22 protein-coding genes are annotated in these 21431 nt (G+C 42.0%); 18 read left to right on the plus strand and 4 right to left on the minus strand.

The annotated features are described in order from the left end of the window. Positions 1-9: 9 nt before the first annotated feature. Together QZ998_RS07635 and QZ998_RS07640 are read right to left on the minus strand one after the other, a co-directional pair. The gene (locus tag QZ998_RS07635; RefSeq protein ID WP_296559418.1) at positions 10-1488 is read right to left on the minus strand and encodes an ATP-binding protein; all 1479 of its coding nucleotides are present in this window, start codon (positions 1486-1488) and stop codon (positions 10-12) included. Further along, complete coding sequence (locus QZ998_RS07640) at positions 1475-2152, minus strand: response regulator transcription factor (RefSeq protein ID WP_296559420.1); 678 nt, start codon at positions 2150-2152, stop codon at positions 1475-1477. Before QZ998_RS07640 ends, QZ998_RS07635 begins: the two co-directional genes overlap by 14 nt. 303 nt (positions 2153-2455) lie before the next feature. Here QZ998_RS07640 and QZ998_RS07645 point away from each other — a divergent pair, with 303 nt between their 5' ends. From QZ998_RS07645 to galE, 18 genes are all read left to right on the plus strand, one after another. Next, complete coding sequence (locus QZ998_RS07645; RefSeq protein ID WP_026394376.1) at positions 2456-3124, plus strand: response regulator transcription factor; 669 nt, start codon at positions 2456-2458, stop codon at positions 3122-3124. Positions 3125-3142: 18 nt separating this feature from the next. Then, positions 3143-4438 (plus strand): ATP-binding protein, encoded by a 1296-nt coding sequence (locus QZ998_RS07650; protein ID WP_296559424.1) that lies wholly within the window; start codon positions 3143-3145, stop codon positions 4436-4438. Between the two features lie 138 nt (positions 4439-4576). Beyond that, positions 4577-5041 (plus strand): tRNA (uridine(34)/cytosine(34)/5-carboxymethylaminomethyluridine(34)-2'-O)-methyltransferase TrmL, encoded by a 465-nt coding sequence (gene trmL / locus QZ998_RS07655; protein WP_296559425.1) that lies wholly within the window; start codon positions 4577-4579, stop codon positions 5039-5041. 100 nt (positions 5042-5141) lie between these two features. Then, positions 5142-6242: a lysylphosphatidylglycerol synthase transmembrane domain-containing protein gene (locus QZ998_RS07660; RefSeq protein WP_296559427.1), complete on the plus strand. Its 1101-nt coding sequence runs from the start codon at positions 5142-5144 to the stop codon at positions 6240-6242. Between the two features lie 25 nt (positions 6243-6267). Then, positions 6268-7110, plus strand: coding sequence for a fumarate hydratase (locus QZ998_RS07665; protein ID WP_296559429.1), 843 nt, complete (start codon positions 6268-6270; stop codon positions 7108-7110). Continuing rightward, the gene (locus QZ998_RS07670; protein ID WP_296559436.1) at positions 7111-7674 is read left to right on the plus strand and encodes a Fe-S-containing hydro-lyase; all 564 of its coding nucleotides are present in this window, start codon (positions 7111-7113) and stop codon (positions 7672-7674) included. A gap of 11 nt (positions 7675-7685) precedes the next feature. Continuing rightward, positions 7686-8942, plus strand: coding sequence for an aminotransferase class I/II-fold pyridoxal phosphate-dependent enzyme (locus QZ998_RS07675; protein ID WP_296559438.1), 1257 nt, complete (start codon positions 7686-7688; stop codon positions 8940-8942). Positions 8943-8986: 44 nt separating this feature from the next. After that, on the plus strand, positions 8987-10000 hold the full coding sequence (locus QZ998_RS07680) for a LacI family DNA-binding transcriptional regulator (protein WP_296559440.1): 1014 nt from the start codon (positions 8987-8989) through the stop codon (positions 9998-10000). A 134-nt stretch (positions 10001-10134) separates the two neighbouring features. Continuing rightward, on the plus strand, positions 10135-11301 hold the full coding sequence (locus QZ998_RS07685; RefSeq protein WP_296559442.1) for a TraB/GumN family protein: 1167 nt from the start codon (positions 10135-10137) through the stop codon (positions 11299-11301). Between the two features lie 117 nt (positions 11302-11418). Further along, positions 11419-12249, plus strand: coding sequence for a transporter substrate-binding domain-containing protein (locus tag QZ998_RS07690; protein WP_296559444.1), 831 nt, complete (start codon positions 11419-11421; stop codon positions 12247-12249). 312 nt (positions 12250-12561) lie between these two features. Next, positions 12562-13224, plus strand: a complete 663-nt coding sequence (locus QZ998_RS07695; protein ID WP_296559446.1) for an amino acid ABC transporter permease — start codon at positions 12562-12564, stop codon at positions 13222-13224. Positions 13225-13234: 10 nt separating this feature from the next. Continuing rightward, on the plus strand, positions 13235-13993 hold the full coding sequence (locus QZ998_RS07700; protein ID WP_296559447.1) for an amino acid ABC transporter ATP-binding protein: 759 nt from the start codon (positions 13235-13237) through the stop codon (positions 13991-13993). A 99-nt stretch (positions 13994-14092) separates the two neighbouring features. Continuing rightward, positions 14093-14944 (plus strand): histidinol-phosphatase HisJ, encoded by an 852-nt coding sequence (gene hisJ, locus QZ998_RS07705; protein WP_296559449.1) that lies wholly within the window; start codon positions 14093-14095, stop codon positions 14942-14944. Position 14945: 1 nt separating this feature from the next. After that, entirely contained in the window at positions 14946-15521 is a 576-nt protein-coding gene (locus QZ998_RS07710; RefSeq protein WP_296559451.1) for a helix-hairpin-helix domain-containing protein, read from the plus strand. 123 nt (positions 15522-15644) lie between these two features. Next, positions 15645-16283, plus strand: coding sequence for a helix-turn-helix transcriptional regulator (locus tag QZ998_RS07715; protein ID WP_296559453.1), 639 nt, complete (start codon positions 15645-15647; stop codon positions 16281-16283). An 11-nt stretch (positions 16284-16294) separates the two neighbouring features. Next, complete coding sequence (locus QZ998_RS07720; RefSeq protein WP_296559455.1) at positions 16295-17098, plus strand: pyruvate, water dikinase regulatory protein; 804 nt, start codon at positions 16295-16297, stop codon at positions 17096-17098. A 5-nt stretch (positions 17099-17103) separates the two neighbouring features. Then, positions 17104-19749 carry a pyruvate, phosphate dikinase gene (gene ppdK, locus QZ998_RS07725; protein WP_296559457.1) on the plus strand — a complete coding sequence of 882 codons (2646 nt, stop codon included), beginning with the start codon at positions 17104-17106 and terminating at the stop codon, positions 19747-19749. 124 nt (positions 19750-19873) lie between these two features. Beyond that, positions 19874-20863 (plus strand): UDP-glucose 4-epimerase GalE, encoded by a 990-nt coding sequence (galE, locus tag QZ998_RS07730; protein ID WP_296559460.1) that lies wholly within the window; start codon positions 19874-19876, stop codon positions 20861-20863. A gap of 7 nt (positions 20864-20870) precedes the next feature. Here the strand turns inward: galE and QZ998_RS07735 are convergent, their stop codons facing one another. Both QZ998_RS07735 and QZ998_RS07740 read right to left on the minus strand, forming a co-directional pair. Then, positions 20871-21167, minus strand: coding sequence for a metalloregulator ArsR/SmtB family transcription factor (locus QZ998_RS07735; RefSeq protein ID WP_296559461.1), 297 nt, complete (start codon positions 21165-21167; stop codon positions 20871-20873). Between the two features lie 17 nt (positions 21168-21184). Further along, positions 21185-21424: a rhodanese-like domain-containing protein gene (locus tag QZ998_RS07740; RefSeq protein ID WP_296559527.1), complete on the minus strand. Its 240-nt coding sequence runs from the start codon at positions 21422-21424 to the stop codon at positions 21185-21187. Positions 21425-21431: the final 7 nt, after the last annotated feature.

The raw sequence follows: 21431 nt of genomic DNA on the forward strand, positions 1-21431 counted from the left end.
CTTTTTTGATTAGTGCTTTTTAAGAAAAATAGCTGCTTTCGTGCCCTGACCGAGTTGACTGCTAATGATCAGTTTGCCGCGATGAATACTGACGATGCTGTCAATAATCGATAAACCCAGGCCGGAACCGCCGGTTGATCGGGAACGGTCACTGCTGATGCGGTAAAATCGTTCCTTGATTTTTTCAAGTTCCGCGGAGGGAATGCCACAGCCAGTATCACTGACTGAAATTTCATTCATTTTTTTATGGTTAATCCGACAGCTCAGGGTGATGGTTCCGCCAAGCGGGGTGTATTTGCGGCTATTGTCGAGAAGACCCCGGATTGCCTGGATTAACAGGCCTTCGTTGCCACGGATAAAGGCCTGGTCGCAGGATTCCAGAATATACTGATGATCCGGATCAATCATCTGACACTGATGAAATATTTTTTCCAGGAGTACCGAAATATCAAGAGCAACAAAATCTTCATCAAAATAATTGTTTTCAATCCGAGTAATCAGTAGTAAGTCTTCGACGATCTTGTTCATTCCCCGAATTTCATCCTGGATCGCTTCAATCGATTCATTCCGAAGCTGGGGATCATGCTTGCCCCAATCGGATAGAATATCAATATAACCCTGAATAACCGTTAGCGGGATCCGCAGCTCATGGGAGGCATCAGAAACAAAGCGCTTTTGGTTATTAAAAGCCGACTCCAGTTTCTTAATCATCTGGTTTAGAGAGATAATCAGCTGATCCAGCTCATCCTTGTTGCCGGTTTCTTCAATCCGCACATTGAGGTTGTTTTCAGTAATGTTTTTAGCAGTTTCCGAAATTTCAATCAGCGGTTTGAGGGTTTGTTTGGTACCGTAAATGCCGATTAAGATAATCGCGATTAAGCCTAGAATGCTGATGGCAATCATCAGGACAAACAAGGTGGTCATAAACACGTAACTGTCATTGAGGTTTTTGATAATCTGAAGATAGATAACATTGCCATCTTCGAGAACATAGTAAGACCCCAGATAATAGTATTCAATCTGGTTATGTCGCAGTGAGTTGACCAGGACCAGCTGTTCATTATCATCATCAAAGCTAAATTCAAATAAATGAAAATCGTACTTTTCCAGATTTTCGGCAATCAGTAAGTCACTCAGGATTTCTGAAGATTGATAAATATTACCCTGGTTATCTTTAAGCTGATAGGCAATCAGGGGGTTATCCTTGACATAGGGGTAGAGTTTGTTGGATATGAATTCCAGACGGGCATCAGCTGGTAAGCTGAGCAAGGCAGGCATGTTTTCATCAAGGGTATTGATGACATAATGATTAAAGCGGATCATCGTCGATTTGCTTTCGTTTAAAATCAGCTGTTGCGAAAAAAAGAACACCATTAAAAATGACAGGGTCAGCACTGCGGTGAGAGCCAAAATGAAAAAGAAAACGATCCGGTGATAGATTTTCAGCGGCTTTTTTCGACCGGGGATATTTAGCTTATCGAACCACATAGCCCCGCCCCCGAACGGTTTGGATTAGTTTTTGATCGAAATCCCGGTCGATTTTGTCGCGCAGATATTTAATATAGACGTCGACAATATTATCGCCGCCGTCATAATCAAAGCCCCAGACTTTGTCAAGGATCTGTTCCCGGGACTGAACCAGATCGTGGTTGAGCACCAGATAATAAAATAGATCGAATTCAGTCCGCGACAAGCTGACTTTCTGGGACTGGCGCTTAACGCTGAAAGAGTCCAGATCGATGACGACATCTTTAAAAACCAGATGGCTGTTTTGTGCAGTTTCTGAGGTGCTTTTCCTGATGTTAGCTTTGATCCGGGCCAGCAGTTCTTCAAAGTTAAAGGGTTTGGTGACATAATCATCGGCACCAAGTTCAAAACCGGTGACCACATCACTGGTATCATCTCTGGCGGTTAAGAGGATAATCGGCAGGTGGTGATTCTGCGCTTTAATATATTTTAGAACATCATAACCGGAAACCTCCGGCAGCATAATATCCAGTAAAATCAGATCAAACTCTGGGTTCTGATGATAGGCTTCAATTCCTTCACGGCCGGTAAAAGCCATAACTGTCGCAAAGCCCGCATGCTTAAGCTGCAGCTCAATGATCCGGGATATCTTTTTATCATCTTCGATAATCAGTATTTCTTTCATGAGGAACCTCCATAACCAATTGATAAATAAAAAAGAAAAAAGTAGTGTCGACAATGACCTAGGGGTCAGACCCTTGTTGCATCATGTTGTTTGTGTCGCGGTGAACACGGCGACGACTAGTCCGATCCCGCAGCAGCGGGTCTGCCCCTCGGTCACAACAGATTAACAATTGGTCGGTAAGGTAATTTTCGATTACCCTAGAATAATATCATATTTTCTTTGTTTTATATAGCTTTAAGATTTTGGCTCTATAATTAGATGTTAGCTTATAATCAAAATCCAAAATATGGAAGGAGTCGCTTTATGCGTATATTATTTGTAGAAGACGAAAAAAAAATAACCGATGCACTCCAGGAATTATGTAAAATACAAAACATCGATTGTGACATTGCCAACGATGGGGAGGAAGGTCTGTTATTTGCATTGAATCCCATTTATGATGTCATTGTTTTAGATATTATGCTGCCGATTAAAAGTGGCATTGAAATTCTGCAGCAGATCCGCGACCAGGGGATCAACACCCCGGTGCTGATGCTGACGGCCAAGGGTACCATTGATGATAAGGTAAAAGGATTAGATTTGGGAGCCGATGACTATTTAATCAAACCTTTTTCAGCCAAAGAATTGTTTGCCCGGATTCGGGCACTAGGACGCCGTCCGGATCACGGCATTAAGGGCGAGACGATTGTTTTTGAAGACGTCAGTTTCAATACCAAAAAGAACATCCTGCAAACTGAAAATAAGGAATTCAAATTATCAGTCAAGGAAGCAAAGATTCTGGAAATGCTCTTAAAAAGACCTAATCAGGTTTTTACGCGGGAACAGATTCTCGACCGCGTCTGGGGATTTGATAAAGAAGTCAATGAAAACAATATTGAAATCTATGTTCACAATCTGCGCAAAAAAATTGTCGACACCCAGGTTAAAATTGATACCATCCGAGGGGTAGGCTATACACTTGGGAAAAAATAGGTTGGAGAGTTAAGGCCCATGTTTAAAGAAATCAAGCGCAAGATCACCCTGTTCAATACCCTGATCCTGGTGATCTTCATGTTTATGTTCATTTTTCTGCTGGGGTTTTTAGTAAACTGGAGTCTCAGTCTTTCCGGTGAAATGTATTTGACCACGGTGGCCAAGGAAATAATCCAAAATAATGGCCAGACAAGCTCCCAGCCGATCAATTCCGGTGATTCTGTGCATGATAAATTCGGTTATCAGTTTATCATGTGGGACAGCAGCAATATTGTCAAATCGATGAAGGTGGATGATCGCAATTTGATTATGATGGGATACGAGTTATCCATTAATAAGAATGAAACCCCGCAATTTAATCTGCTGGTCTCGGAAAATATTGAATATCGCGTTTATACCCTGCCTTATTCCAATAACTCCAACGACTATGTACTTCAGGTATTTCAGCAGATTTCGACGGAGCGATCGATTATTGCCTATGTCATTTCCTTTTTGTTTTTAATCGGAATTGGTTCGATTGCAGTGCTGGTGCCGATCTCTTATTTTTTGGCGGGAAAATCCCTGCAACCGATTCGAGATACCTTTGAAGATCAAAAAAAGTTTATTGCCAATGCTTCCCATGAACTACGAACCCCGCTGACAGTGATCCAAACCAATGTCGAGGTGTTGAAGCTCAAAGAAGAAGAACAGATTAAAGATAATATGAAGTGGCTCAACAACATCGCCAGTGAGGGAGAAACCATGGCCAAACTCATTTCTGAGCTATTGCTACTGGCTCAGGCCGAGAATCAGCGGTTGGCGATTGACAAGGAAGTTTTTGATTTATCCTCGATGTGTCAACAAATGGTCGATCTGATGACTGAATTAGCCAATGAAAAAGAAATCGAATTGAGTGAAAATATTTCGTCCGGAATTCAATACCGGGGTGATGAAGAACGATTGAAGCAAGCGGTCCGAATTTTAGTGGATAATGCCATTAAATATACACCAATTGGCGGTAAGGTTCAATTGTGTCTGGTTCAGGGAAAACGACACCTGGTTATCGAGGTGAAGGACACCGGAATCGGCCTCACCGAAGAAGATAAGGCAAAGGTTTTTAGCCGCTTTTATCGGGTCGACGATGCCAGAAATCGAGAAACCGGCGGAGTCGGTTTGGGCTTGAATATTGCCGACTACATCGTCAAAAAACATAATGGCAAAATAAAGATTGACTCAATTCCAAACAAGGGGAGCACCTTTTCAATCTATTTGCCGAAAACGAATCAAAAACCGGATTCAAAGAAAAGTAGTATCAATGGGGATACCATTCAATAAACAACCAGTCATAAAAGTTCAATTTCTTTGTTGGTTTTAAATGTTCCTGGAAGATCAGGATTATCTTAAAAAAGCAAAAAATTGGACTTTTTTCGATTATAATATCAGTGAACAAATACAAAATGAAAAGGAATGAACATGAATATTGTACTATACCAACCAGAAATACCACAAAATACTGGAAATATCGCCAGAACCTGTGCCTTGACCGAGACAAATCTTCATCTGATCAAACCGCTGGGTTTTTCACTCGACGAAAAACAATTAAAACGGGCTGGTCTGGATTACTGGGAGTTAGTTAAGGTGAGTATCTACGATTCTTTTGAGCAGTTTCTAGAAAAAAATCCAGAAGCCAAGCTTTATATTTTAACAACCAAAGCGACTAAGTTTTATCATCAGATTAGCTATGACGCGGATGCTTTTCTGATGTTTGGAAAAGAAACCGCCGGAATACCCCCAGAAATTCATCAAAGCCATGCAGAGAATCGGTTTCGCATACCGATGAGAAATCATCAAAAGGCCCGTTCACTGAATCTTTCAAATGCTGTTAACATCGTTTTATATGAAGCCCTGCGACAGCATCAGTTTGAAGGTTTGATTTAGTATCAATTTCATGAAAATTTCATGAAAACAGCTGAAAATTACATTACTTTACCATAACAGTGTGTTATAATTAATTCAATCAAAAATAGGATGGTAGACAATGGATCAAGCCAGAAGCAAAGAAAAGTTTTGGAAATCAAAATTCTGGAAGAAATACTCGAGCTATTTGTTTTTTGTTTTGTTAATCAGCGCGACCGCGGTTATCATCTTAACACAAGTTGATCCGGAAACGTTTTTGAGGACAATTAAACAGGCCAATGGTTATTTTCTGTTGCTGGGAATTGGCAGTGTTTTTATATACTGGTCATTAGAAGCCGTGATGCTATTAAAACTGATGCGTCGGGATAATCCTGATGAGACCTTTCATTTTGCCTGGACAGTGACGATGATTGGTCAGTATTATAATTTAATCACGCCCAGTGCCACCGGAGGTCAGCCCCTGCAACTCTATGAGATGTCCAGGAAAAATTATACATTTGGCTCGGGTACCGCGGTACTTGTTCAAAAATATGCACTGTATCAGGTCTCAGTAACCTTTCTGGCGATTATCGCCACGATACTCAGTATCACAACCTTACACCAGAGTTTGGAAGCCGCCAAATGGTTGATTGCGGTTGGGCTTATTGTCAATATTGCCGGGGTGGTATTAATCTTTATTCTGGCTTTTAACGTCAATGCGGCAAAAACGATAATGTTGGGGTGTTTGGAGCTTTTACTGAAGTTTCGTATTTTGAAAAATGCGGCAAAGTATCGCGAGAAGGTCAAACACTTTATCAGAGAATATCAGATCGCCATTGAAGAATTAAAAAGCCATAAACTGCAAACCTTGAAATTATTTGCAGTTTCCATTTTGCAAATACTGGTACTCTACTCTGTCAATTACTGGGTGTATCGTTCATTGGGCTTGCATGATAGTAATGTGGTTACGATTATTTCACTTCAGGCAATCCTTTATGTTGCCGTGGCATTTGTCCCCACACCTGGCGCTGCCGGGGGAGCTGAAGCAGGATTTTTGCTCTTGTTTGGACCAATTTACGGGCTTGGCAATACCGCGGTAGCGATGATAATCTGGCGTCTGATCAGCTTTTATTTCATCATTCTTTTTGGTGGGATATATCTGTCCGTTCATTCGATCCGAATTGGAAAAGATACCGCAAGGCAGATTGAACAAGACTGCGATGATCAAGTTGATAAGCTATAAAAGAACATAAAATAAGGAGAAGGCAGTGAAAAAAATTGGAATTCAGCAGATTATCGATGATGTCGCAGAGATGTGTATTGAAGCCAATACCCATTTATCAGCGGATATGATGGAAGGACTGCTAAGGGCAAGGGGATCGGAAGAATCTGTCAATGGAAAAGAGATTCTAGACACGATGCTTTGTAACTTTGAAATTGCTAAAACTAAAAATATCCCGATTTGCCAGGACACTGGCATGGTTGTGATGTTTGTCACCTTTGGACAGGATCTGACCATTGAAGGGGGCAGTCTTGAAGAGGCGCTCCAGGCTGGGGTGGCCAAGGGATATCAGGAAGGCTACCTGCGAAAATCGGTTGTTGCGGATCCCTTTATCCGCACCAATACTGGAAACAATACTCCGGCGGTGATTCATTATCAGGTTGTTCCGGGTGATCGGTTAAAAATAAAAATCCTGCCCAAGGGATTTGGCAGTGAAAACACCAGCGCCCTGAAAATGCTAAAACCGTCAGATGGCATGGCGGGGGTTAAAGCCTTTGTGCTCCAAACCGTCGAAACTGGCAGTCCCAATGCCTGCGCACCGATTGTGGTGGGGGTCGGGGTTGGCGGTACCATGGAAAAAGCCGCATTAATGGCAAAGGAAGCGCTCGGTCGACCCTTGGGCGAACATAATCGACTCGACCATATCGAAGCGCTGGAAGACTACTTATTAGAAGCCTCCAATGCACTGGGAATCGGACCAATGGGTCTGGGCGGAATCAACACCGTACTGGGTGTTAATGTGGAAGTCTTTCCGACCCATATAGCAGGACTGCCGGTGGCGGTTAATATATCCTGTTATGTGAATCGACATGTGGAAAGGGAATTATAGATGGCTGTTATTGAGATCAGAACACCTTTGCGAAAAAAGGAACGAAAAAAGTTAAAAGCCGGAGACCATGTCAGGATTTCCGGGATCATTTATACAGCCCGGGATGCAGCGCATCAGCGGATGAGCCTAGCTCTGGAAAAGGGACTGCCTTTACCGATGGATTTCACTGATGAAATCATTTATTATGTCGGACCCTGCCCGGCCAAACCCGGAGAGATTATTGGCTCAGCCGGGCCGACAACGAGTGGCCGAATGGATGTCTATACCCCAGAGCTGCTGGACCAGGGACTGGGTGGTATGATTGGCAAGGGCAATAGAAGTGAGCGGGTCATCAATAGTATGATCAGCAATGATGCGGTTTATTTTGCCTGTGTCGGTGGCGCCGGGGCATTATTGCAGGATTGTATCAAATCAGTTGAGATCATCGCCTATGAGGATCTTGGAACTGAAGCGATTCGAAAAATTGAAGTTGAAGATTTTCCGGCCATTGTGGTGATTGATACCCAGGGGAACAATTTATACGAAACAGAAAGAAAAAAATTTATAAATAAGCTATGGATTTAGCGGGAGGAAACATGAAAAAAGCAGAAATGGTTATTGAAACATCCTTGCGAGAGGGTGGTACTGACCCGATTTTCAGAATTGCCGGAGAGGCGGCCAGCCGGACCAGAGAATTGGGACCAGAAGCCGTGATTAATTCAACCATCGGAGCCCTGATGGATGACAATGGAGAATTAGTGGCATTCAAATCAGTCTATGATACTTTAAAAGGCCTGCCAAACAATCTGATTGCAGATTACTCGGGACTAGCCGGTCAGCCGGATTTTTTAGAAAAGATTACCGAAGCTTGTTTTAAAGACTGTCGACCGGAAGGTCATATCCAGGCTGTAGCTACCCCCGGTGGAACCGGAGCCATTCGCCACGCATTTTGTAATTATACCCAAATGGGCGATGCGATTTTACTGACCGACTGGTATTGGGCAGCCTACGCCACCATTGCTGATGAAAATCATAGAAAGATCACCACCTTCCCGCTGTATAACGAAAAGGGCGGATTTAATTTAGAAGGCTGGAAAAACAGCATTCTGGAACTGCTGGAAAAACAGCAACGGGTGTTAACTGTTCTCAATACCCCGGCACATAACCCCACCGGTTATACGATTTCGCTAGAAGAATGGCAAGCGATTAAGAACTTTGTAACTGAAACAGCCGAGGCTCAGCCACAATCAAAAATTATTCTGCTGGTTGATCTGGCTTACATCGATTTTGCCGGCGAAGGCGATGAAGCCCGTCAATTTATGAAAATGCTGACCGGGATGCCCACTAATGTGCTGACCCTCTATGCATTTAGCTGTTCAAAGGGTTACACCATGTACGGACTTAGAAACGGAGCCATTCTTTGTGTCGCACAGACTGAAGAAATCGCCAGTGAATTTGCCAATGCCTGTACCTATTCCAACCGCGGCAACTGGTCAAATGGAACCCGGGGAGCGATGGAAACGATCACCAAAATTTTTTCCAATGATGCCTTATATAATCAGACGATGGCCGAACAGAGCTTTTACAAAAGTATCTTAAGACGTCGAGCAGCGGCCTTTGTCGAAGAAGCGCAAAAAATAGGCCTGAAAATGGTTACCTATTGCGACGGATTCTTTATCAGTATTCCTTGTGATAAACCAAAAGAAGTTAGTAGTTATTTAATGGAAAAAAATACATTTATTGTGGCCTTGGGAAATGGTTTGCGTTTTGCTCCCTGTGCAGTGCCAGAAGAAAAATGCCGTCGCTCACCCCAACTGATTCTGGATGCCATCAAAGCGGTGGAAGGCTGTTAATAGCCGGCTGGTGCTATTGTTTATGAAATTTGAAAGGTTAAGAGATGAGAGTAAAAATCGTAGATGTTGCCAAAGAAGCTAATGTTTCTGTTGCAACAGTATCCCGAGTTGTTAATAATATACCCTTAGTAAACGAAGAAACAAAGGAACGGGTATTGGAAGCCATAAAGAAAACGGGTTATAAACCCAATGCCATTGCCAGAAGTCTGAAAATTCAAAAAACCAATACCATGGGAATTATGATCCCTGATATTACCAACCCCTATTATACCGAGATTGTCCGTGGAGCCGAAGATGTTTGTGGGATCTACCATTACAATATTATTTTGAGTAATACCGATTTTGATCCGGAAAAAGAAAAAAAATCGCTGAATGTCCTAGTTGAAAAACAATGTGACGGGATTATCTATGTCGGCAAAGACCTCAGTGACGAAATGCAGGCCGAACTCATTGATGCACCCAGCGAGGTGGTGTTAGGCTGTATTCCCGATGATAGCGGTGTACTCAGCGGGGTTTTAATTAATAATGAAACGGCAGCATATGAATTAGCGACCGAGCTGATAAAATTAGGTCATAAAAAATTCATGTTGTTTTTTGATGAATTGGAAGAAGGCTATATTTATCAGGAAAGAAAAAAGGGTTTTATCAAAGCTTTTGATGAAAACGACATCGAATTTGATGACAGCCGCATTCTCAGAGAAAAGTTGAGCCTTTCCGGTGGCTATACAATGATGCAGGAAGCCATTAATGCAGGGGTTGATTTCACCTGTGTTTTCTGTTTTAATGATCAGACCGCATTGGGAGCGATTCGTTGCGCCGAAGAGATGGGTAAGAAAATTCCTGAAGATATTAGTATCTGCGGCTTTAATAATTTCTGGATCGCTGAATGGACCAGACCTCAAATTACCACGGTAGCCCAGCCCATGTATGATATCGGAGCTATTGCGATGCGAATGCTGATTAAACTCTGTGAAAAAGACGGCGACCGCACCGTCAAAAATGTATATGTGCCCCATGAGGTTCATATTCGCGGTTCAGTGGCAAAAATCGACAAATAGAAGGACTTTCATGATATCGTGATTAAAACTTTATTCATAGCAGCAATAGGTAGTAAGATAACTGGTCAGTGTGATTTTTTGATCACCTGGAATGACCAGTTTTTTCTGGACAAAACCTGAAGAAAGGAAGTTCATTGGAAGCAAATATTACACGGCTTGATTATAACGGCAAAGAAATAATTTTAATTGGAACGGCTCATGTTTCAAAAAATAGTGTCGAAGAAGTGCGGCAAACGATCGAAAAGGAAAGACCGGATTCAATCTGTATCGAACTCGATCAACAGCGTTATGAAGCAATCAATCAGAAAGACAAATGGTCGAATACTGACCTGATTCAGATTATTAAAAACAAACGGGCAGGCTTTATGTTTGTAAATATCTTATTGTCCAACTATCAGCGTAAGCTAGCAGAACAGTTCGGCATTGAATCCGGCCAGGAAATGATGGAAGGGATCGCCTGTGCCAAAGAGTACGGGGCAAAACTGGTGCTGGCTGATCGCAGCATCCAGATTACCTTTAATCGAATCTGGCGGGGGTGCAGTTTATGGGAAAAGATCAAGGTACTCTTTTCGATTGTTCTCAGCGTGGTCGATGATGAAGAGATTACCGAAGAAGATCTGGAGAATCTGAAATCTGACGATATGCTAACAGCAGCGCTTTCAGAAATGGGCTCAGCTTTTAAAGGTGTAAAAAAGTATCTGGTTGATGAACGGGATCAATATCTGGCTTATAAAATAAAGAATGCTCCAGGTGACAAGGTCGTTGCGGTTCTTGGAGCAGCACATGTACCAGGAATTAAAGAAGAGATATATAAAGAACAGGATCTTAAGAAACTGGAAGTCGTTCCGCCAAAATCAAATGCTGGAAAGGTAATTGGTTGGATGATTCCAATTATTCTGCTGGTGCTAATCGTTGTGACATTTATTGTCAGCCCCAGTTCCGGCTGGGAGCAGGCGAAAACCTGGATCCTCTGGACTGGCCTGTTAGCAGCGTTGGGAACTCTGCTGGCAGGGGGACATGTTCTCTCGGTGCTGACGGCTTTTGTGGCGGCTCCCATTACTACCCTCCATCCTTTGCTGGCTGCGGGATGGTTTGCAGGTATGACCGAAGCCCATTTCCGGAAACCAAAGGTGGAAGATTTTGAATCCCTGCCCAAAGATCTCGGCAGCATCAAAGGCCTCTGGCGGAATAAGGTAACCAAGGTGTTGATGGTGGTAGTTTTTGCCAACCTGGGGAGCAGTGTTGGAACCTGGTTGGGTGGCATCAATATTATTGGAATTTTTATTAACACCTTCTCGTAAAATACAAAAAAGACGGCCCAAAAACGTATAAATATTCAGCGAGTTTTAAAAAAACTTGTTAATGTTTGCAAAATAATATATAATTAACACCATTAGGAATAGCGAAAGGAGAAGATTATGAAAAGAAAACGATTAGGTCTATCGCTGGTTGTGTTACTACTATCGGCACTTGTTTTAACAGGATGTGCCTCCGGAGGCACCAAAAATGCGGAAGATGCTTTAGCGGATGGGGTGTTAAGTATTGGTGTTGATGATACCTACCTGCCGATGGAATTTAGAAATGATCAAAATGAATTAGTTGGTTTTGACATTGACTTTGCAAGTGCTTTAGCAGAAGAATTAGGAGTAGAGGTTGAGTTTCAGACAGTTGCCTGGGATGGTATCTTTAACGGCTTAAATGCTAAACAATATGATGTCATCATTTCAAGTACAAGTATTACCCCAGAACGTCTTGAAGGCTTTAGCATGAGTGAACCCTATGTTGCCAACGGGATTGTCATTGTATCCCGAAAAGATGCAACTCCGGTTAAGGTTTTTAAAGAGCTGGAAGGCAAAACACTAGGGGCACAAATTGAAACTACTGCAGATATTGCTGCCGAAAAATTAAAGCTTGACGAAGGCGTTAATGTTGAGATCAAAAAATTTGATGGTATGTTGGACGCATTTGCAGCACTTCAAGGCAAACAAATCGATAATGTCATTACAGATGTTGGTGTAGCGATGTATTATGTTGCGCAAAATCCAGATCTCTACGTGGTTAGCTCAGATGTATTGACCAATGAACCGATTGGGATTACCGCTCGTTCAGCTGACACCACAATGACTGAACAGTTTAATAAAGCCATTAAAGCATTGCAGGAAAGTGGCAAGATGACAGAAATTTCGATGAAATGGTTCGGTCAAGACATGACAAAAGATATTGACACCGAATTGATTGTCATTGAATAGGTTTTTCAATAATTTAATATAATATTGGAATAGGACTTGGTACAGTTTCTGTGACAAGTCCTGTTCATATGTTTGCCGAGGAACATCGTCATACTAGCTTCTACGCAGCTTGTGATTTGCATAATAGGGGAAGACAAACCAGTATGTTTCAAAGGCACATGATGAGCAAATGTTCGTGAGGGTTGTAGACAAAGTAATTAAGTTGTTAATGTCTTTTTCAGTGATGTCTTGTTTCTGCATGGTTGAAAAAGGTTTTGTCTACAGTCTGACATGGGTCAGTATTTAAATTTTTAAGACGAAGGGAAGATCAACGTGTTAAATGAAATCCAACTATGGGCAATTGTAAATGGAACCATCGTAACCCTTGAGATTGCGATTGTAGCAATCATTTTTGGTGCGATTTTTGGCGTAGTAGTTGCTCTTGGGAGACTCTCGAAAAGTAAGGTAGCCAATACGCTATCTTGGTTTTATATCTGGTTCTTTAGAGGAACCCCGATGCTACTGCAATTATTCATTATTTATTATGCCATTCCGATTATCTATCTAGATGCAACGGGTTCAACATTCACGGTTAATCCGATGATTGCTGCCTTTGTGGCGTTTTCTTTAAATGCCACCGCTTATCTGGCCGAGATCATTCGAGCCGCGATTGAGTCAATTGATGGCGGACAAATGGAAGCGTCGAAAGCTTTGGGAATGAGTTATCGCCAGGCGATGACAAAAATTATTATTCCCCAAACCTACAAGCGACTGGTTGCCCCGATGGGTAACGAGCTGATTATGTTACTAAAGGATACCTCGTTGGTATCAACGATTGCGTTATTTGATTTACTAAGAACCACTAAAACGATGGCAAGCGCAACTGGCTCATGGATTTACTATATTTATGCGGCGGCCATTTATTTATTCTTAACAACGATTATCCAGGTTGTATTTGATAAGATGGAAAAGAAACTTGGGATTTACGAAAGATAGGGAAATGAATATGAGTATGGTAAAATTAGTCAATATCCGAAAATCTTTTGGAGATTTAGAAGTGCTCAAGGGTGTCAATCTTGAGGTTTCACAAGGCGAAGTAGTCTGTATAATCGGTGCTAGTGGCTCAGGAAAAAGTACCTTGTTACGTTGTCTTAACCAATTGGAACGGATATCCGATGGAGAAATTTATATCGAAGATGTGCTTTCAGATAAACGAGCCAACAATAAAGATCTAATGAAGATTGATCCGGTAACCGTACAGTCACTGTGTGCTGATTTGGGAATGGTTTTTCAGAGCTTTAACCTGTTTCCTCATCTGACAGTGATTGATAATGTCACGATTGCGCCGCTGATTGTGAAAAAAATTGATAAGAAGATTGCGGAAACCAGAGCCCTGGATCTGCTTAGTATGGTTGGCCTGTCAGAAAAAAAAGATGAGTACCCATCACGCCTATCTGGCGGACAACAGCAGCGGGTGGCGATTGCCCGAGCCTTGGCCATGGATCCCAAAATTATGATGTTTGATGAACCGACCTCGGCGCTGGATCCCGAACTGGTTGGTGAAGTATTGGCAACGATGCGGCAGTTGGCTGAAAAAGGGATGACAATGCTGATAGTGACCCACGAGATTGGCTTTGCCCGGGAAGTGGCAGATCGGGTCATCTTCATGGACGCTGGCGTGATCTGTGAAGAAGGAAGCCCTGAGGAAGTACTGTTAAATCCAAAGGAAGAAAGAACAAAAAGCTTTCTCAATAAAATTTTATAATTAACCTATAAAAAATTGTCGTATCGGCAATTTTTTTTATTTGCTAAAAATTCGGTGTCGTGATACAATTATTTTATGCAAATTTTTGGAGGGATCAAAATGTTACTGGCAAATTATCACGTTCATTCAGATTACTGTGATGGCAAAAATACCCTCGAAGAAATGGTTACTGCAGGAATTGCTTCAGGTCTCACTAGTATGGGACTGTCAAGCCATTTATCGTTGCCATTCCCCAATGATTGGACAATGAAAGAAGAAAACTTAGAAAATTACCTCAACGATGTCAAGCTTCTAAAAGATAAATACTCATCGCAAATTGAACTGTACTGTGGTCTGGAGATCGACTTTTTTATCGATCGACAAGATATCAGCGATCTGGCCAAAGCTGTAATACCCCGGCTGGATTACACCATTATGGCTGTTCATACCATCGGCATAACGACCGGGGCAGATGTTTCTTATATTGATGAATCCCAACAGAATTTTGAGCAGGGAATAAAAAAATATTATGCCGGAGATAATCAGGCCTTTATTAAGGACTATTATCAGGGAATTGCAAAGATGGTTAGCATGTTTGAGCCCGATATCTTGGGTCATCTTGACTTAGTTAAAAAATACAATCACGATAATCGCTTTTTTCATGAACAAGACACCTGGTATCAGGAAACGGTTAAGGACTGTCTGGATCAGATTGCCACAAAAAACACCCGTATTGAAATTAACACTGGTACTAATTTGCGGATTCCAGGGGTAGGACGTTATCCCTCAGATTGGATGATGCCGGAAATGAAAAAGAGAAATATTCCGATCACAATTGGTAGCGATAGCCATTCAACAGCGGGAATCGTTTTTGAATATGACGAAGCTGAAGCATATATAACAGCATGTGGCTATCATGAGTATTGGGTATTAAGAAAAGGCCGATGGGACGCACAGCCTTTGGGAGTGTAGCATGGATAAGCTAGATCGAAACAAAATCCTTTACATTCTCATTGTGCTTGTTTTTTTGGGCGTTTTTTGGGGCTGGTATCAATATAAAGCGTCCACAAAGGTGGAAATGTCAATTACTGGAAGCGCTTTAAGTGAAACAGTCAATGATCAAAGCGGTGATAATAGCTCAGTAATGATGGTGCATATCACCGGTGCTGTGACAAAACCAGGGGTGGTTGCACTCAATCAAGGTTCGCGACTGGTTGAAGCAATCGAATTGGTGGGAGGGTTAACAGACACTGCCGATGTCAATTCATTGAATTTGGCCAGAAAACTGCAAGATGAAGAAAAAATTCATATTCCCGCGATGGGAGAAGTTTTAGAATCAAAAGCGGGCAGTGAAAATTTGAAAATCAATATTAACACAGCTAGCCAGGAAGAACTAAAAAGCCTGCCTGGGATTGGCGATGTCATCGCTGGAGCAATCATCGATTACCGGGAAAAGAATGGCGGCTTTAAACAATTGGAGGAATTAAAAAATGTCACCCGGATCGGTGATAAAATTTACGAGGGTCTTTCTGACTCAATAACACTATGAAAAAGGTTACATATAAATTAAATGATAAAATATTATCAGTAGTGTTCAAAAATATATTTTACTTGTTTACAATAGCATGATATGTGTTATACTTAATAAATCAAACAGACAAAGGGGCTGAACATGGAGTTATCAAGCAGGCAAAAAGAAATAATCGAAATCGTCAAAGAAAAACAACCCGTGAAGAGTAATGAAATTGCCGAATTACTCAATATCAATCGAGCCACGATTCGTCCAGATCTTAAAATTCTAACAATGATGGGGATTCTAGAAGCAAAGCGAAAGGTTGGCTATTATTACACTGGTCGTTCTTTACTAAATATATTAGGAAGCTATATTAAAACCATTAATGTGATGGACATTCAAACCGAGCCGACTGTTGTTGAAGAAACATCCTCGATCTACGACGGCATTATTACGATGTTTACAAAAAATGCCGGAACCTTATATGTCGTTGATGGTAAGTATCTTTCAGGGATTGTCTCCCGTAAGGACTTTATTAAGGCCATGATTGGGAGAAAAGAGGTAGAATCGCTGCCGATTCCGATGATTATGACCAGAATGCCTAATATTATCTATCTTGAACCAAATGAATCTGTTTATGATGCAGCCTATAAAACAATGTATTACGAGGTAGAATCCCTTCCCATTGTGAAAAAAGAAATTGATGAAAAGGGTATTCAGCGTTTAGTTTTAATCGGTAAGGTATCACGAACAAATATCACCCGCTATGTGGTTAACATGGGGAGAAGTGCAAAATAAGAGGTTGAAAATTGAAAAGCATTGTAATTTTTGTCGTTTCAGATACACCCACTGAAATTGGGGAACTGCTGGTGAAGGCAGGAACAAGCGTATTTAAAAACTCCATTCGCGAAGTCCGGTTTCATCCATTTGTGGATGATAAAATTAGCATTGACTATCTTTTAGATTTGGCAAAACAAGAAAACGGTTTAGTGGTCTATCGCTTTTCTTCGATTGAATTAAAGCGTCATATGGAAACAGAATCCAAAGCCAAGGAGGTTCCCATTTATGATGTGATGGGATCTCTGATGGAGACACTGAGAAGCATAACCGGTGAAGAACCCGTCGGGGATCGGTCGTCCAGTTTGGAACTCGATGCCCATTATATCAAGAAAATTGAAGCCATCGAGTTTGCCGTAAAGTATGATGATGGCAAAAATACATCTGGCTTGAATCAGGCCGATATCATTTTGATCGGGGTATCACGAACGTCAAAAACACCGATCAGCATTTATTTGGCCAACAATAATTACAAGGTGGCTAATATTCCTTTAATGCCAGAGCTTGAACCACCCAAGGAATTATTTGAGATTTCTAACAAGAAGATTTTTGGTCTCATTCTGGATCCGAACCATCTGGTCAATATTCGTTCAGAAAGAATTCGGGCGATGGGGCTGACTGGATCATCAAGCTATGGAAGTTATGAAAGAGTGATTCTAGAGTTGGAAAAAGCACAACAGCTTTTCGATAAATTAGGATGTACTGTCATTGACGTCACATCAAAAGCAATTGAAGAAATTGCAGCGATTATACTTGCAAATATAACGAGGAGGTAGAAGAAATGTCAAAAAAATGGGTTTATTTGTTTAAAGAAGGTAACGCAACCATGAAGGAACTGCTAGGGGGTAAGGGTGCAGGTTTAGCAGAGATGACTAATATCGGGCTACCGGTTCCAGGTGGCTTTACCGTTACAACCGAGGCTTGTACAGAATATTATAACCAGGACAAAAAGCTCTCAAATGAAATTATCGATCAGATTAATGAAAGTCTGAAGATCCTTGAAAAAGAATGTGAAAAGACGTTTGGCGATGTTAAGAACCCCTTATTGGTATCGGTTCGTTCTGGTGCAAAATTCTCTATGCCTGGTATGATGGATACTATTTTAAACCTGGGATTAAACGATGAAACGGTTGCAGGAATCGCGAAATCGACAAATAATGAACGTTTTGCCTTTGACAGCTACCGACGTTTTATTCAAATGTTTGGTGATGTTGTTCAAGAAATTAGCAAGGCCAAATTTGAACATATATTAGATTCTACTAAGGAAAAAAATGGCTATAAAGATGACACACAACTGACAACAGATGATTTAAAAGAAATTGTTCTTGCATACAAAAAAATCGTTAAAGAAGAAACCGGCGTAGACTTTCCGCTTGATCCCAAAGAACAATTGTTGATGGCGATTGAAGCAGTATTTAGATCATGGAATAATAACCGTGCTATCAGCTATCGAAATATGAATGATATTCCTCATGATATTGGCACCGCTGTCAATGTACAATCGATGGTATATGGAAATATGGGCGATGATTGTGGAACCGGAGTAGCCTTTACGCGAAATCCAGCTACCGGACAGAAAAAGCTTTTTGGCGAGTTTTTGATCAATGCTCAGGGCGAAGATGTTGTCGCCGGGATTCGTACCCCCAGAGACATCGAGGATCTTAAAGAGATTATGCCAGCGGTTTATAAACAATTCCATGAAACAGCAGATCTTCTAGAAACGCATTATAAAGATATGCAGGATATTGAGTTTACCATTGAAAAAAGCAAGCTTTTTATCCTCCAGACACGAACCGGCAAAAGAACCGCCGCTGCAGCCCTCTGTGCCGCTGTAGAAATGGTTCAGGAAGGTTTAATTACCAAGGAAGAAGCAATTCTGAGACTCGATCCTATCTCACTTGATCAGTTGCTCCATCCAACCTTTGAAGAAAAAGCCTTAAAAGCAGCAGAGCTTCTGGCAACGGGGCTGCCAGCCTCCCCAGGAGCCGCTACCGGGAAAATTTATTTTACGGCTGAAGCAGTTTGTGCCGCCGTCGCCAATGGTGAAGAAACCCTGCTGGTCAGAAAAGAAACTTCACCTGAAGATATTGAAGGGATGTACGCCGCAAATGGCATTTTAACAGCGCGTGGTGGGATGACCTCTCATGCGGCAGTTGTTGCCAGAGGGATGGGCAAATGTTGTGTAGCCGGATGCGAAGCAATCAAAGTCGATGAAGCTGCGAAACAGTTTACAGTAGGAAATCAGGTCTTTAAAGAAGGCGACTTTATCTCTTTAAACGGTAGTACTGGCAGTGTTTATAAGGGCAGTATTAAAACGGTAACCCCAGAACTATCAGGCCATTTCGGTGAGATCATGGCATGGGCAGATGAATTCAGAACCCTTAAAGTACGGACTAACGCCGATACCCCAAATGATGCGGCAGTTGCCGTTCGCTTTGGTGCGGAAGGGATCGGGCTTTGTCGAACAGAGCATATGTTTTTTGATGAACAACGGCTGCCCAGTGTCCGCCGGATGATTTTATCGGAATCTAAGGAACAGCGAGAAAAAGCCTTGGCTGAAATTCTGCCGATGCAAAAAGAGGACTTTATCGGTATCTATAAAGCGATGGGCGAACGTCCAGTTACCGTCCGGCTACTTGATCCGCCACTCCATGAATTCTTACCTAAAGAAAGCAAAGACATTGAAGCACTAGCTGCTGACATGGGCTTTGCTGTGGAAGATATGCTGACAATTATTCAGGGATTGGAAGAGTTTAACCCGATGCTGGGTCATCGTGGTTGCCGTTTGGCAATTACCTATCCTGAAATCGCTGAAATGCAAACCCGTGCGATTATCGAAGCAGCCATTGAAGTTAAAGAAAAAGATGGTTATAATGTTATCCCAGAAATTATGATTCCATTAATTGGTATTTATGAAGAGCTGACCTATCTGGATAAGGTTGTTCGAAAAACCGCCGAACTGGTCAAGGCAGAGCGGAAATCAGACATTGAATATCAGGTCGGAACGATGATTGAGATTCCAAGAGCCACCCTGATTGCTGATCAGATTGCCGAAACCGCTGAATTCTTCTCCTTTGGTACCAATGACTTGACCCAAATGACCTATGGCTTCTCGCGGGATGATGCCGGTAAGTTTATTACCGACTATAAGGATAAGGGGATCTTGCCAAATGATCCATTCCAGAGCATTGACGTCGAAGGTGTTGGTAAATTGGTTGAAATCGGTGTAACCCTTGGCCGGAAAACAAAGCCTGATCTTAAAGTCGGGGTTTGTGGCGAACACGGTGGCGATCCTAAATCGATTTACTTCTTCCACAGTGTTGGATTAAATTATGTTTCCTGTTCACCATTCCGGGTACCAATCGCCCGAATGGCAGCAGCTCAGGCAGCGCTGAGCAACAATAAAACCACATTTACAGACAAGTAACAATTGTCGCTACTCGGTATATTTAGTTTTAGAGAAACCCTTCGGGGTTTCTTTTTTTAATAAAAAGTTTTATAATAAAGGTAGCGTAATTAGAAAATTAAAATAAAAGAAATAGAGGGCGATGATGAAAATTTTAGTATGTGGCGGGGCAGGATATATTGGATCTCATGTGGTCAGAGCCTTAGTCGAAAAAGACTATGAGGTGGTGGTGCTGGATAACTTCTCAACCGGACATCGGGAGGCCGTCTCGAAAGCGGCTCTCATTGAGAGCGGTGATATTCGCGATAAGGCCTTTCTTGAGCAGTTGTTTACGACCTATCCGATTGATTGTGTGATGCATTTTTGTGCCAATTCACTGGTTGGTGAGTCGATGAATGAGCCGCTTAAATACTATCATAATAATGTCTATGGTACGCTTTGTCTGCTCGAAACAATGGTAGCCCATGAGGTCAAGAATTTTGTCTTTTCATCGACGGCAGCGGTTTATGGCGAACCGGAGGAAAGTCCGATTACGGAAGACAGCAACAAAAACCCCACCAATACCTATGGAGAGACAAAGTTGGCAGTCGAAAAAATGCTCAAATGGATGGATGTAGCCTATGGACTTAAATCGATGGTTTTCCGCTATTTTAATGCGGCTGGCGCCCATTCCAGCGGAGAAATCGGTGAAGACCACAACCCCGAAACTCATCTGGTGCCACTGATCTTAAAAACCGCCCTGGGACAGCGCGAACAGATCAGTATTTTCGGTGAAGACTATCCGACTCCAGATGGTTCTTGTATCAGGGATTATATCCACGTAATGGATATTGCCTCGGCCCATATCTTAGGGATGGAAAAACTGCTGACCGGCGGTCTAAGCAGTGTTTATAATTTGGGTGATGGAAAAGGTTTTTCGGTCAAAGCGGTGATTGCAAAAACAAAAGCACTGACTGAAAAAGCGTTCGCAGTCGAAGTAGTCAATAGAAGACCCGGAGACCCGGCCGAACTAATTGCCTCATCCCAAAAAGCCCAAATGGAATTGGGTTGGATTCCACAGCATTCAGATTTGGATAATATCATAAAAACAGCCTGGAAATGGCATCTAAACCATCCCCAGGGCTATCGTGAATAAGATTTAGTTAGAATTCCAGGGTGGAAAAAAACTCTGCGGCTGTTAAATCCATCGCCGCCAGCAGTGTTTCAATGCCCTTTAATTTTACAGAATAGTGCATTTCGACTCCGATTTTCTGATTATTCAGAATTCCTGCCTCCCTGAGTATTTTTAGATGTTGGGAGAGATTGGCCTGGCTGTAGTCAAATAACTGATTAAGGACGCATACACACTGGGGTTCAATTAAAAGAAATTTTACGATTTGTAAGCGAACTGGATGTCCCAACGCCTTGAAAATTTTTACTGAAACATCATCAGCATTCATAGAGGGCCTCTTTTCTGTTAATCTTCTGTGGTAGCATCATAAAACTGAAAGCCCCCAGAAAGGTTATAAACGTTTTTAAAGTTGTGATTAAGTAAGATGTTCTGGGTTGCATTGCCGGTGACTCCCTTATTACAATAGGTAATAACCGGAAGGCTCGGATCGAGCCGGTCAAGTTTGTCGCGCAGGTCAGCGTGGGGGATGTTTTGCGCTGCCGGTAAATGGCCGGCAGCATACTGCTCATTTACCCGGCTATCAATTAGCTGA

The sequence above is a fragment of the uncultured Acetobacterium sp. genome, assembly GCF_927416815.1.
Lineage (GTDB): Bacteria > Bacillota > Clostridia > Eubacteriales > Eubacteriaceae > Acetobacterium.